This window comes from Helicobacter sp. MIT 11-5569 (assembly GCF_000765695.2).
Taxonomy (GTDB): Bacteria; Campylobacterota; Campylobacteria; order Campylobacterales; family Helicobacteraceae; genus Helicobacter_D.
In genome coordinates this window covers 191412-205137 of the sequence record NZ_JRPB02000003.1, presented here as the reverse complement: position 1 = coordinate 205137, position 13726 = coordinate 191412, and the positions used below count along the sequence as shown (strand labels likewise).

Genomic DNA, 13726 nt, shown 5'->3' with positions numbered 1-13726 from the left:
GTAATAAAATATCGCCGCTTTTGTCCTTAAACAAAGCAATTCTATCTACAAGGAGATACTATGAAAAGTAGCAAAAAGTTATTACTAATTTTAGCAAGTTGTGCATTTTTGACAAGCTCAAATTTGCTAGCACAAGACTTCTCACCAGTAATTGTTATTCATGGTGGAACAAGTGGTTTGGGATTAAGTAAAGCAGATTTTGCAGCAAGAGAGAAAGTAATGAAAGAATCTCTAAAAGCGGGACAGAAAATCTTAGAAAATGGGGGAAGCTCTATTGATGCAGTTATTGCTGCTATTAAAGTTATGGAAGATAGCCCAGAATTTAATGCTGGGAAAGGGGCAGTATTTGCTTCTGATGGTTTTAATGAGCTTGATGCTTCTTTAATGGATGGAAAAAGCTTAAATGCTGGTGCTGTCGCAATGGCTAGAACAATCAAGAATCCTATTGAAGCTGCAAAAGTCGTTATGGAAAAAACTCCACATACACTTATTGCTGGAGAAGGCGCAGATAAACTTGCTAAAGCTAATGGATTAGATATTGTTACACAAAAATACTTCTACACAGACCATAGATATAAGCAACTAAAAGATGCGCAAAAAAGCAAAGAAATTTTGCTTGATAGCGATAAAGCAAAAGCGCATTTAGGTTCTAGCACAGAACCTTATTTAGGAACAGTAGGAGCAATTGCTTTAGATAAAAATGGAAATTTGGCAGCTGGAACAAGCACTGGCGGAACAACAAATAAAATGACGGGTCGCATTGGAGATTCTCCAATTATTGGTGCTGGTAATTATGCAAATAATGATTCTGTTGCTGTATCTTGCACAGGAACAGGAGATATTTATATCAGAGTAGCTGCAGCACACGAAGTTGCTTCTTTATACAAATACAAAAATCTTGATATTCAAAAAGCAACCGAAGAAGCTGTTAAAGAAGTAGCTACACTTGGTGGAACAGGTGGAATTATCTCTATTGATAAAAATGGAGAAATAGGCTATGCTTGGACAAAAGATAAACTAGGAATGTTTCATGGAGAAGCAAGAATCGGCAAAGAACCTAAAGTTTTTTGGCCGGTAGAAAAATAAAATTTATCCCCTTGTGTGGGGATTGAGTGTTAATTTCATTAACACTCAATACACTTTAACAATAATAATTTTAAAAAAATCCGCTATAATTTTCAAAACTTAAAAAAGGTTAATGATGCAAAGTTGGATTTTGATTTTAATACTTTTTATATGCGTATTGCTAGTAATTGCGTTTGGTTATGCTTTGTGGAATAGCAAAGGTAAAAAAGATTCTAAAAATCCATCAACCAAAATCCCAAATGCAAAAGAACTCTTAGAAATGCTAAAAGAAAAAGGAAACTCCTTAGAACAATTAAAATCTTACAGCAAAATTGCTTGCGCACACTATGAACAATATATGCAAGAAATTAAAGATTTTGATTTGGAATTTGTTGCCATTTTAACCGCACATAAAAATGTTAATGCAAAACTTATTTTAGAGATTGAACGCCATTTTAAAAACATTAATCCAGAGCGCAAAGCACTGCTAGACCAAGCACTTACTGTTGGACTAGGGAGTCGTTAGCTATTGCGATGCTTATAATCTTCATAATTATAAGATTTCAATAGCTCAAAACTCCCATTTTTCCGAATTACACCAATACTAGGAAGAGGAATTCCATTAAATGTATTGTTTTTTACAATTGTATAATGCACCATATCTTCAAAAATTATTCTATCGCCAATTCTCAAGGCTTCTTTGAAACTATAATCCCCAATCACATCTCCTGCTAGACAAGTTGGACCACCAAAGCGATAATTATAAGACTTCTCGCCTTTTAAGCGCAATCTATCTTTTTTAACAAATGCTTTTGCCATATAACTATTACGCACATTTGGACGATATGGCATTTCTAAACAATCTGGCATATGTGCTGCTGCGCTCACATCTAAAACAGCTATATCTATGCCATTTTTCACAATATCTATCACACTTCCTATCAAGAATCCACATTGCCAACCTACCGCCTCTCCGGGTTCTAAATACACTTCAGTTTTATATTTTTTTCTAAAGTCTTTGATGATTCTTATTAGCAACTTCACATCATAATTTTTGCGTGTAATATGATGTCCTCCACCAAAGTTAATCCATTGCATTTTTGAAATATACTCTCCAAAATGTTTCTCAAAATGCTTTAGAGTGCGCTTTAGTGCATCACTATTTTGCTCACAGTGTGTATGAAAATGCAAACCACTAATGCCTTCTAACCCAAACTTCTTAACCCCTTTTTTAAACTCTTCTGGCGGAATCCCAAGACGAGAACCCTCAATACAAGGATTATAAATAGCCGGAGTTACTTCACTATATTTTGGATTCACACGCAATCCCACTTCAATTTTAGCAACCCCTTTACGCTCCCTTAAAACATTTTGCGCTTCAATTAAATCCTTAAAACTTTGCCACTGCGCAAAAGAATTAAAAATAATATGATTAGAAATTTGCACAAGCTCACGCATTTCTTCTAATTTATAAGAAGGGCTAAACGTTGTTACTTCTTTGCCAAATTCCTCAAAACCTAAACGTGCTTCATAGATTCCACTTGCTGTTACTCCACTTAAATATTGCTTTGCTAAATCAAAACTTCTCCATAACGCATAACCCTTAAGTGCCAACAAAATCTTTGCACCACTTTTTTCTTGCACAGCATTTAATAATTTTAGATTGTTTTCAAACTTTTCTTCTTCTAGCACATAACAAGGGCTAGGAATATCCTTAAAACATTGCGGATAATTGTATGTTAAAGATTGTTTTTTAGTGCAGTTTGTTGCTATTTTGGTTTTGCGTGAATTTTGCGTTATTTGTTCTTGCATACATTCCCTTTGGCTGATTTTTGACAAATTCTAGCAAATCCTTGCTTGTATAGAGATTTTTTGGAATATTCTTTAAAGCGATTTTAAAAACCTCTAATGCAGTTTTGGAATCCTGCAAAGCACGATGTAGATTTTGATGATAAATCCCTAAGAACTCATTTAAAAAACCAAGCGAATAACGTGGAGATTCCAATGTTTTTTGCGCAAGCTTAATCGTGCAAAGGCGCGGATTATATAAATACCCAAACCCACATTTTTCCAAGGATTGACTAAGAAAGCTATAATCAAACTCCACATTATGCGCCACAAAAATACTATCTCCTAAAAATAACTTAAACTTCTCTAAAACATTGGGCAATTTTGGAGCATTTTGCAACATTGGCACATCAATCCCAGTGATTTTTGTGATAGATTCTGGAATCTCTTCGTTAAAAATCAAAGATTCAAAAGTCTCTATAATCTCTCCTTGATGAAATTTCACCGCTCCAATTTCAATAGGAGTATGCACATAGGGATTATGTCCATTTGTTTCAATATCTACAACACAAAAGGTTTCTTTCAAAATGGGGGTTAAATTTGGGCGATAATAGATATGCTGATGTGCAATCTCAATAGGGATTCCACTATTTTTAAAAATCTCCAACTCACTTTGCACATCTCCAAATAACCCAGCAACAGGCAAGAGCAAAGATAAAAGCTCATTTTCGCTCACTGGGCGTTTTTGTAGAGTTGCAATAATTTTATCATAACGTTTTGGCATTTAAAATTCCGCAGCTAATTTACTATTTGTAACAAAAAATGCTGAAAATCTGTATCTATAAACCTTATAGCTTTATTCATCAGCACTTATTGCGACCAGCACCATATTTGGCTTCCATCGCCTCTTTGAAGAATTCCCTTTGTGTTTTTGGAATCTTGTCAGGATGATTTTTCCTAAAATGCTCCAAATATTTGTCATAACTTGGCATACCTACGAGCAAATGAAAAAATCTATCAGATCTCCTATAAAGGATTTTTAAATATAAAATTATTCTTTGCATAAACTATCCTTAAGTGCAGTATTTTAGAAAATTTATAATTAAAAATCAAATATGAAATTGAAGGCTTAATAAGTCGTAATATGTAGCTTAGTAGAATCCCCCTAAAAGAATAGGGGAATTAATTGATTATTTTTTTACTTCGTTTAATTTTTTGTTAGCTGTATCTTGCGCAGACTCGATTGCTTGATCCTTTGCTTCTTTGATAATATCATCAGTCTTTTTACCAGATAACAATCCACTAATTGCACTAATGCCAATATCAATTGCTTTACTTTTCGCTTCTTCTACCATATCATTTTTACTATCTGCTGCGAAACTAAAATTTGCAATAGCAGCAACCAAACTCAATGTAATCAACAAATTTTTCATTTAACTCCTTTTATTTATCCTATAGGATATAGATATTGAGATTTTAACCATATAAAGTTTAAATAATACTTAACCCTATAGGATAAATATATGGTAGAAAATAATTTCTGTAACACCACTAAAGACGAGATTGCATGCTTTTACAAACATATTTCTAAATCTGTAAGAGAAATCAGAGAAAGCAAAGGAATATCACAACTTGATTTAGCATTAGAAATTGGAATTAAATCTGTTGCATTTTACTCAAACTGTGAATGTTGTAGATATGGAAAACATTTTAATTTAGAGCATTTATATAAAATCTCTAAAGCATTAGAAGTAGATATATGTAGTTTTTTTAGAGCTTAATTTTAATCTAAGAGAAGTTCTCTTAGATTAAATAAAGCTAATGCACGACAACTTGCCCTTCATAATCACTAGTTTTCAAATAAGGAGATTCCGCAAGTGGAATCGTATTTTCACCCTTTGTGCATTTAATACAAATACGAATTGTTTGGATTAAAATCAAACAAGTTACAAACATAAAGAATGCGCAAAGCCCAGCATTAATTAAATTGTTAGTCGCAATTGTTGCAAATCTCTCTGCTAAAACTGGGTCTGTCGCAGCTGCTGCTTTTTCTGTATTGATTTGCCATAAAGCAATATGACTCACTGCATCATGGATTCTTTCACCATTTGCAGGAAGAAGTTTTAGGATTCCTGCATAAAGCGTAGAAATCAAAACCCAAGCTGCAGGAAGTATGACAACCCAAGCTTGTTTAGAGCGCCCCATCTTAAACAATACAGCAACAACAAGCAATAAAGCCATACCTGCTAGCATTTGATTAGAAACACCAAAAAGTGTCCAAAGTGATTTTACCCCACCTTGAGGGTCTGTTACGCCTTGGTATAAAATATACCCCCAACCTACAACACAAATTAAAGTTGCAACCACTCCCCAAAACATTGAATGGATATTGCCAATCGGCTTATAAACATTTCCTAATACATCTTGCACCATAAAGCGTCCTGCTCTAGTTCCTGCATCTACTGCTGTTAGAATGAATAATGCTTCAAACAAAATTGCAAAGTGATACCAAAATGCCATTGAGCCTTGATTAAAAAGTGGAATCTCAGAAATAATCATCGCCAAACCAATAGCAAATGTCGGCGCACCACCAGTTCTGCTTAAAATACTATTCTCTCCAATATTGTTTGCCATACCTAAAATTTCTTCTGGAGTAATTACAAAGCCAAAATTGTTAATAGTCTGCGCTGCAATTGCTGCTGCCTGCACAACATCTGTAACTCCCGTAGTTCCAAGTCCTGCTGGAGCAACATTAATAGAAAAATACAAGCCCGGAGTTAAAATACAAGCAGAAATTAATGCCATAACTGCAACTGCAGATTCCATAACCATTGAACCATATCCTACCATTCTAGCATGCGATTCTCTCTCTAACATTTTTGGAGTTGTTCCACTTGAAATTAATGCGTGGAATCCACTAATTGCCCCACAAGCAATAGTAATAAATAAGAAAGGAAAAAGTTGTCCGCTAAAAACAGGACCGCTACCATCTATAAATTTTGTTGTTGCTGGGAATTGAATATCGGGTGCTACAAATAAGATTCCAGCCGCCATTAAAACAATAACACCTATTTTTAAAAATGTGCTAAGATAATCTCTTGGTGCAAGCAAAAACCAAACAGGCAAAATTGCTGCAACAAAACCATATCCAATCATAATATAAGTCAATGTTATAGGGCTTAAAGTAAAGATTTCCGCCATTGTAGGATTCTCTGCTACAACTTGTCCATAATAGAGTGATAAAAGCAGTAAAACAAAACCTATAATACTAGCTTCTCCAATTTTACCCGGACGTAAAAAGCGCATATGAATTCCCATATAAATTGCAATAGGAATCGTCATAGCAATTGTAAATAATCCCCAAGGAGATTCTGCAAGAGCATTAACCACAACTAATGCCAAAATCGCAATAATTAACATCATAATTCCTAGAATACCAATCATTGCAATACTTCCAACACCCTTACCAAGTTCTAACTTAATAATCTCTCCCAAAGATTTTCCATTACGGCGCATAGAAACAAATAAAACTGTGAAGTCATGCACAGCTCCTGCTAACACAACCCCAACAACAATCCAAATCATACTTGGCAAATATCCCATTTGCGCCGCAAGAATAGGACCGACTAATGGACCCGCCCCTGCAATCGCAGCAAAATGGTGTCCAAACAAAACAATTTTATTTGTTGGCACAAAATCACGACCATCATTTTGCACCAAAGCAGGTGTCGCACGATTATCATCTAACCCTAAAACTTTTTCTGCAATGTATTTTGAATAAAAACGATACCCAATTGCATAAATACAAACTGCTGCAACAACAATCCATACTGCAGAAATTTGCTCTCCTTTGTGCAATGCCAAAACACCAAAACCACAAGCACCAATAAAAGCGACAACTGCCCATATCGCCATACTTAAAATCTTATTCATAGATCTCCCTTAAAATTTATAATTTAGGTAAAGCTATTATATATTTTTATTTTAAATCACAAAACTAAAAATTTATTTTTGATAATATTTTATGTTTCTTTTTTAGAAAAGTGATTAAAATGTTTATTTTTTACTCAATTTAATTAAAAAGACAGAATCACAATAAATTCTACTAAATTTATTGCTTAGCCCAAGAAAGAATAGTATCTTTTTGATGAGAAAAATTTTCAAAATGGTGCGACCCACCCTCTTCTATTACACATTTACATTCTTTAAAGCGTTCTTTTGCAATCGTATAATCAAGCACTTTATCCCCCTTTTGCAAAAGCACACAATAAAGCTCACTTTGAATACGCTCCACATAATACTGTTTTAAACTCTCCACTAAAGATAAATCCCAAAAAAATGACTCTCCAGTATAAGGAACTAAAATTCTACCAATTGCTGGCAATAAAGTCGTATAAGCATCTACCACAGGATTTACAAGCACAGCTTTAATGGAATATTTATCCGCCAAATAAGTTGCATAATAACCCCCAAGCGAGCTACCAATAAGACAAAGATTTTGCGCACCATATTGCACAATTAACGATTCTGCATAAGCAATTGCTAATTCTGGAATATAAGGAAGATTTGGAGTGAGAGAATTTGGTGCAAAGGAAGCTATTTGCTTCCCTTTATGGCACAGACCAACACTGCGAAATCCATGGAGATAAAGTAGCACCTTTTGCATTATTTTACTGCGTTTAATGCAGCATCATAATTTGGTTCTGTTGTGATTTCGCCAACAATTTCTTTATGCACGATTTCTCCATTTGGATTTACAACAAATACCGCGCGTGTTAATAATCCTGCAAGTGGAGAATCTGCCAAAAGCACGCCATAAGCATTTCCAAAATCTTTATTTTTAAAATCACTCAATGCTACAACATTTGCAATACCTTCAGTGGAGCAGAATCTACCTTGTGCAAATGGTAAATCAAGAGATACAACAAAAACTTCTGCATTTGGAAGTGATGCTGCTTTTTCATTGAATTTACGTGTTTGTGTCGCGCAAACTCCTGTATCAAGAGACGGAACAACATTAATAATTTGAAATTTTCCACTTGCCCCACCAACTTTTTTTGCACTCAAATCACCTGCTACTAAAGTTACTTCTGGTGCTTTATCACCTACATTTACCGCTTTGCCTGCTAATGTTACTGCACTTCCTTTAAAAGTTGCCATATCAATTCCTTATTTTTAAAATTTTTAGGCTTTTATTATTAAATATACAAACTAAAATTAACATTAAAACATAGTAATTCTAGGACGTGTTTGCAAAAAATCAATTGCACTAAATTCCTTGCGCTTATAAGACTCCACTGCAACGCGCCCAATCATTGCAGCATTATCAGCACAAAATTCTAAAGGTGCTAGCAGCAATTCTACTCCATAAAAGTTACACATCTCTAAAATTCTCTCTCTTAAAACAAGATTTGCACTCGCCCCACCAACTACGCCAAAGTGCTTCCATCTCTTAGAATTTCTAGCATTTTCTTCAAAGAAAATTTTACACTTTTGCATTAAATGCGCAATGGCACTTTCTTGAAAACTCTTGCACAAATCTTCTTTAAAAACCTCATTTAATGTAGCATTTCTTTGTATTTCCTCTTCAATTTCTAAACGCACAGCATTTTTAAGCCCAGAAAAACTAAAAGCAAACTGCTTTTTGCTACGCAAAGGAATCGGAAGTGTGAATCTTGCATTTCCCTTTTTTGCAAAAGATTCCACAATCGGACCACCCGGATAGCCTAAAGATAACATTTTTGCAACCTTATCAAAACTCTCTCCAAAACTATCATCTAAACTTTGTGTTTTAATAGAAATTTTGTCAAAACTTTGTGCTTCTAAAAGCATTGTATGTCCCCCAGAAACTAGCAAAACACCTAAGGGAAATATTTCTTTTTGTTTTAAAAATAAAGAATACAAATGCCCTTTTAGATGATTGACGCCAATTAAAGGTAAATTTAGAGCATAGCTTAACGTTTTTGCCATCATAACACCTTCTAATAAGGTTACATTTAAACCCGGCTCGCTTGTTACTGCGATGGCTTTGAGAGAATTTAAATAAGGTTTTGTTTTTTCTAAGATTAGCGGTAAGGATTCTGCATGCAAACGACTTGCAAGCTCGGGAACAACACCACCAAAAGCACTATGCTTTGTCTCTTGAGAAATTTTTTGATGAAAGATTAAATCATAAGTATCAATCGCAGTTAGAGCGATAGAACTATCATCACAACTGCTTTCAATACTTAAAATGAGATTCAAAAATAACTCTTACGCATTTGTGTCTAAAACATCTACACCAAGACTTGCAAGTTTTTTATCTACTTTTTCTAAAGCTTTTTCCAATGTTTCCTTGCTAATATCTGGTAAGTTTCCACCCCAAGACTTTTCTGCTTGATTGTATCCTCTGATGATTCCTTCTCTTCCGGCTTTAAGCTTTTCTATATCATCTCCTGCGCCCGCTAGGACAAATTCTGCAATTCTTTCTGAAGTTTTTGCAACCCCAAAAAATCCATCTTCTGCAATCAGTGCTTTTGCCTCATCTTGAGTTAATTCTTGAATTGGCTTACCATCATAACCAATAGATTTCAAATCCAAACCGCTAAGAATGCTATTTAGCTTAAAGGGGTCATTCATTGCGCTTGTGCCACCAAACAAGCCATTTTGTGAAGAGAAATTTGTCTCACTTGAAATGGTAACACTCATTTGGAACTGCATAATATAGCCTGTTACTAAAGATTTTGCATCAACCTTTGAAGCTGCTTCTTGAATACTTTTATTTCTATCCTCTGCTGAAGTCTCATCTTTTTTAAGCGGATTAGAGCTCATTGCATTTTGCAAATCATTTGCATATTCAAAGCTGCTTTTTGTAGAATTACTAGAAGCATTAATTTCCATATTGTTCTCCTTAACAAAAAATTTATATAATAATATCGTCATTTTTTTAAAAAAGAGTATAGCCAATGAAAAAAATTTTTGCAGAATGGGAAAAACAAGATGGAATCCTACTTTCTTTTCCCCATAAAAATTCCGATTGGAATCCCTATTTAAAAGAGGTGCAACAAGTCTATTGTGAGATTATTGTAGAAATTTTGCAAGTAGAGGCTTGTATTTTAATATGCGATTCCAAACAAAACACACTAAAAATTATTAAAGACTATTGTGATTTTAAAAACATTAATACCGATATTTTAAAGCAACTTTATTGCATTGAGATTCCAAGTAACGATACTTGGGCGCGTGATTTTGGTGGAATCACAATTTGTAACAATGGCAAAAATGTAGTTTTAGATTATGGATTTAATGGCTGGGGATTAAAATTTGCTTCTAATTTTGATAACCAAATTACACACAAACTTCATCAATTAGGAATCTTTAAAAAAGTCAAAACAAAAAAACTTATTTTAGAAGGTGGAAGCATTGAAAGCAATGGAAATGGAATCTTGCTAACAAACACACAATGCCTTTTAGAGAGGAATCGCAACCCTTTCTACTCTAAAAAACAGCTAGAAAAGATTTTGCAAAAAGATTTAGGAATCCAAAAAGTTTTATGGCTAGATTCTGGCTATTTAAGTGGAGATGATACAGATAGCCACATTGATACGCTTGCGCGTTTTATTGCGCCAAATACTATTGCTTATATAACTTGTGATGATAAAAATGATGAACACTATCAAGCATTACAGGCAATGCAAAAAGAACTAAAAGCATTACGGAATCTCAAAAATAAACCCTTCAAACTTATCAAACTTCCCTTTACTGCACCAAAATACTATGACAACGAACGCTTACCAGCAACCTATGCAAATTTTCTTTTTATCAATGGTGCAATTTTACTGCCTATTTATCGAGATTCTAACGATAGCCTAGCAATAGAGATTTTACAAAAAGCTTGCCCCAAACACAAAATTATTCCGATTGATTGTTCGGTTTTAATAAGGCAGCATGGCAGCTTACATTGTATTAGTATGCAGTTTCCTAAAAACACATTAAACTTCCAAACTCTTAAAAATTTCTCAACTAAAAATGCCACCAAAAGGAATCCTTGAAAAACTATGAAAGTTACATTTAAGAATATTTTAGTAGAATTCTGCTTTATTTTTGAAAAGCGGAAATGGCGAAACTGGCAGACGCACCAGACTTAGGATCTGGCGCCGCAAGGCATGGAGGTTCAAGTCCTCTTTTCCGCACCACTTGTAAATCCCATTCTATTTACTTTAATTTTCCACTTTAGATTCTTAACTTGCATAAAATTCTGCTTAACACATTTTATTTTGGATTATTAATTTTATTTGCTAATATTTTTAGACGCATTATGCGCAATAAAGCAGTTTTGTTAATACAAAAAAATACAGATAGCTAAGATTCCAAAGACAAAACCACATTTGCATTACCTTTGGAATCTAAAAGCATTTGAGGAAATTATCTTATGTTTAAATATGCTCCCAAGCTATCTTTTGTCCAAGTTTTTTGTTCATTTTGAAAGCTTTGGTAGCTTGCTAATACTTTTGCAAAATCAGGATTTTTTGCACTTTCTTCTTCAAGCACAATCGCTAATGTTTTTTTAAATGTTTCTAAAATTTCTGGAGAGAAAGTTCTAACTTGCGCACCTTGCGCTTTTAAATCTTCCATTGCTTTTGCATTATAAAATTGCCCCATTGCTGTCATTTGCAAATGCGCTTCCCTGCTTGCAACCTCCAAAATACTTTGCACTTCTTTAGAGTAGCTCTCCCACTTTTGCTTATTAAACACAAATTCTGTAATAGAACCTGCTTCTTGCCAAGGTGTGTAGTAATAAGGTGCAACTTTATGAATATCTAATTTTAAATCAAATGCAGGAGATACCCATTCTGCAGCGTCTAACACACCTCTTTCTAAATTTGGAACAATTTCGCCTCCGGGAGTGCTTTTAGTCGCTGCTCCTAATTTTGAAAGAACTTGCCCCGCAATCCCAACCATACGGATTCTTAAGCCTTCAAAATCTTTTATACTTAGCATTTCTTTTTTATACCAACCTGCCATTTGGATACTTGTCGCTCCTCCTAAGAGTGGATAAAGATTATATTTTGCTGCAATCTCTCTCCAAAGGCTCATTCCTTCTCCATACAAAAACCACGCATTTTGTTCAATATCTATCATTCCAAAAGGGATTCCAGAAAAAATATTAAACGCTGTGTTTTTTCCTTCCCAATAGTATGGCGCAGAATGATACGCGTCAATTTGCCCGCTACTTACTGCATCAAATACGCCTAATGCTGGCACAAGCTTCCCAGCAGGAAAAATCTCAATTGAAATACTTCCGCTACTTAACTCACTAACAGTCCTTGCATAATGCTTCACTGTCTCTGCTAAAATTGGCATTGTAATTGGCCAAGTCATTGCAAGGCGGATTTTAACACTTGCTTTTTTGCCTGCTGTTTGCTCACTCTGCCCTGCTGCTTTACTTGTATTCTCTTCACCGCCACAACCTGCTAAAGCTGCTACACCAAGTGCAGAAATTGCACCAATACCTGTATTTTTCAAAAACTCACGTCTTTGCATTTTAAACTCCTTATTTAAAAGATAAATCCTAAAATTTTAGCCCAATCTTCGCTTTTTAGCACTAATTGTGGAAATAAAAAAACAACTCCTAAAACCAAAATTTGCAACACAATAAAAGGAATCACACCTTTATAAATTTCTCCTATTTTAATCGCATCACCCACAGCGGATTTTAAAAAGAAAATAGAGAATCCAAAAGGTGGTGTCAAAAAGCTAGTTTGCAAGTTGATTGCTACAAGCAAAGCAAACCACAACATATCAATTTGATAATGTATTGCGATTCCAGCAAGGATTGGCAAAGCAATATAGCAAATCTCAAAAAAATCAATCAAGAATCCCAAAATAAAAATTACAAACATCGCAACAAGCATAAAATAAAATGGTGAATTTAAATATTGTGAAAAAAATTCTAGCACCACAACATCGCCACCAAGAGCATTAAACACAAGTGTAAAGCAATTTGCTCCAATTAAAATCATAAATACCATGCCACAGAAAATCACGGTTTCTTTGCTTGTATGTTTGAGTAATTCAAAATTCAACTGACCATTAAAAAATGCCAATAATAATGCACCCATTACTCCAATTGCAGCAGCTTGTGTTGGCTCTACAATTCCTGCTAATATGCTTCCTAAAACAAGCGTGATTAACACAATAGGTGGAATCGCCATTTTTAACGCTTCTAGTGCTAACATTCTTAAATTTTTAGAAGAATCCGGGCTTGCTGGTGCTAGCTTTGGCGCAAACACTACCACGCCAAAAACAAAAAGGATATAAAGTCCAACCAAAATTGCACTAGGTAAAATCGCAGCACTGAATAAATCCCTAACACTCACATGCAAAACATCTGCTAAAATAATCAAAATAATAGAAGGCGGGATAATTTGCCCTAATGTCCCACTTGCGGCAACTACACCAGAAACTAGGCTTTTGTTATAGCCTGCTTTTAACATTGTTGGCACAGCAATAACACCCATCATGACAACTGTTGCCCCAACAATCCCAGTGCTTGCTGCTAGCAAAACACCCACCAAAATCACTCCAATAGCAGCACCACCCCCAAGTGAGCCAAAAAGTTTTGCGATAGAATTAATCAAACGTTCTGCAATTCCACTTCGCTCTAAAATCATTCCCATTAAAATAAATAATGGAATCGAAATTAAAGTTGCATTGTTAAAAATTCCTTCCAAGCGGTTTGGTAAAAAAGTCAGAACATAAGGATTATCTCCAAAAAACATTAAATAACTTCCCACAAGCAATCCGCTTGAACCAAATGCAAACGCAACAGGAACGCCAACAACTAATAAAACAATAGCAATTCCAATTAAAGCTAATAATTCCATTTTAGATT

General features: G+C 34.6%; 15 protein-coding genes and 1 tRNA gene. 5 read left to right on the top strand and 11 right to left on the bottom strand.

The window, feature by feature from the left end; genetic code table 11:
* The first annotated feature begins 60 nt into the window (after positions 1-60).
* Positions 61-1086 (top strand): isoaspartyl peptidase/L-asparaginase family protein, encoded by a 1026-nt coding sequence (locus LS70_RS04545; RefSeq protein WP_034288124.1) that lies wholly within the window; start codon positions 61-63, stop codon positions 1084-1086.
* 115 nt (positions 1087-1201) lie between these two features.
* Entirely contained in the window at positions 1202-1591 is a 390-nt protein-coding gene (locus tag LS70_RS04540) for a hypothetical protein (RefSeq protein WP_034288128.1), read from the top strand.
* On the opposite strand, the gene nspC is transcribed toward LS70_RS04540, so the two are convergent.
* The 4 genes from nspC to LS70_RS04520 all read right to left on the bottom strand — a co-directional run bounded on the left by nspC (position 1588) and on the right by LS70_RS04520 (position 4286).
* Positions 1588-2877 carry a carboxynorspermidine decarboxylase gene (nspC, locus tag LS70_RS04535; protein WP_081949704.1) on the bottom strand — a complete coding sequence of 430 codons (1290 nt, stop codon included), beginning with the start codon at positions 2875-2877 and terminating at the stop codon, positions 1588-1590. The two genes, LS70_RS04540 and nspC, sit on opposite strands and share 4 nt — an antisense overlap.
* Positions 2819-3637, bottom strand: a complete 819-nt coding sequence (locus LS70_RS04530; RefSeq protein ID WP_034288130.1) for a 3'-5' exonuclease — start codon at positions 3635-3637, stop codon at positions 2819-2821. Before LS70_RS04530 ends, nspC begins: the two co-directional genes overlap by 59 nt.
* A gap of 79 nt (positions 3638-3716) precedes the next feature.
* Positions 3717-3917: a KCU-star family selenoprotein gene (gene kcuS / locus LS70_RS04525; RefSeq protein ID WP_034288133.1), complete on the bottom strand. Its 201-nt coding sequence runs from the start codon at positions 3915-3917 to the stop codon at positions 3717-3719.
* Between the two features lie 126 nt (positions 3918-4043).
* Entirely contained in the window at positions 4044-4286 is a 243-nt protein-coding gene (locus tag LS70_RS04520) for a hypothetical protein (RefSeq protein ID WP_138109351.1), read from the bottom strand.
* Between the two features lie 90 nt (positions 4287-4376).
* Here LS70_RS04520 and LS70_RS04515 point away from each other — a divergent pair, with 90 nt between their 5' ends.
* The gene (locus LS70_RS04515) at positions 4377-4634 is read left to right on the top strand and encodes a helix-turn-helix transcriptional regulator (protein ID WP_034288136.1); all 258 of its coding nucleotides are present in this window, start codon (positions 4377-4379) and stop codon (positions 4632-4634) included.
* Between the two features lie 37 nt (positions 4635-4671).
* Here the strand turns inward: LS70_RS04515 and LS70_RS04510 are convergent, their stop codons facing one another.
* The 5 genes from LS70_RS04510 to LS70_RS04490 form a co-directional block, all read right to left on the bottom strand.
* Positions 4672-6786 carry a carbon starvation CstA family protein gene (locus LS70_RS04510; protein ID WP_138109350.1) on the bottom strand — a complete coding sequence of 705 codons (2115 nt, stop codon included), beginning with the start codon at positions 6784-6786 and terminating at the stop codon, positions 4672-4674.
* 178 nt (positions 6787-6964) lie between these two features.
* Positions 6965-7519 (bottom strand): YqiA/YcfP family alpha/beta fold hydrolase, encoded by a 555-nt coding sequence (locus LS70_RS04505; protein WP_201273962.1) that lies wholly within the window; start codon positions 7517-7519, stop codon positions 6965-6967.
* Positions 7519-8013 (bottom strand): thiol peroxidase, encoded by a 495-nt coding sequence (gene tpx / locus LS70_RS04500; RefSeq protein ID WP_034288328.1) that lies wholly within the window; start codon positions 8011-8013, stop codon positions 7519-7521. Before tpx ends, LS70_RS04505 begins: the two co-directional genes overlap by 1 nt.
* A gap of 63 nt (positions 8014-8076) precedes the next feature.
* On the bottom strand, positions 8077-9096 hold the full coding sequence (tsaD, locus tag LS70_RS04495) for a tRNA (adenosine(37)-N6)-threonylcarbamoyltransferase complex transferase subunit TsaD (protein WP_034288325.1): 1020 nt from the start codon (positions 9094-9096) through the stop codon (positions 8077-8079).
* Between the two features lie 9 nt (positions 9097-9105).
* Positions 9106-9732 carry a hypothetical protein gene (locus LS70_RS04490; RefSeq protein ID WP_034288322.1) on the bottom strand — a complete coding sequence of 209 codons (627 nt, stop codon included), beginning with the start codon at positions 9730-9732 and terminating at the stop codon, positions 9106-9108.
* A 65-nt stretch (positions 9733-9797) separates the two neighbouring features.
* Between LS70_RS04490 and LS70_RS04485 the strand changes: the two genes are divergently transcribed.
* Together LS70_RS04485 and LS70_RS04480 are read left to right on the top strand one after the other, a co-directional pair.
* The gene (locus LS70_RS04485) at positions 9798-10883 is read left to right on the top strand and encodes an agmatine deiminase family protein (protein ID WP_034288320.1); all 1086 of its coding nucleotides are present in this window, start codon (positions 9798-9800) and stop codon (positions 10881-10883) included.
* A 59-nt stretch (positions 10884-10942) separates the two neighbouring features.
* A tRNA-Leu gene (locus LS70_RS04480) sits at positions 10943-11027 on the top strand.
* Between the two features lie 229 nt (positions 11028-11256).
* Here the strand turns inward: LS70_RS04480 and LS70_RS04475 are convergent.
* Together LS70_RS04475 and LS70_RS04470 are read right to left on the bottom strand one after the other, a co-directional pair.
* A complete protein-coding gene (locus LS70_RS04475; protein ID WP_236096438.1) occupies positions 11257-12375 on the bottom strand; it encodes a TRAP transporter substrate-binding protein in 1119 nt (372 codons plus the stop codon).
* Between the two features lie 14 nt (positions 12376-12389).
* Positions 12390-13718: a TRAP transporter large permease gene (locus LS70_RS04470; protein WP_034288317.1), complete on the bottom strand. Its 1329-nt coding sequence runs from the start codon at positions 13716-13718 to the stop codon at positions 12390-12392.
* Positions 13719-13726: the final 8 nt, after the last annotated feature.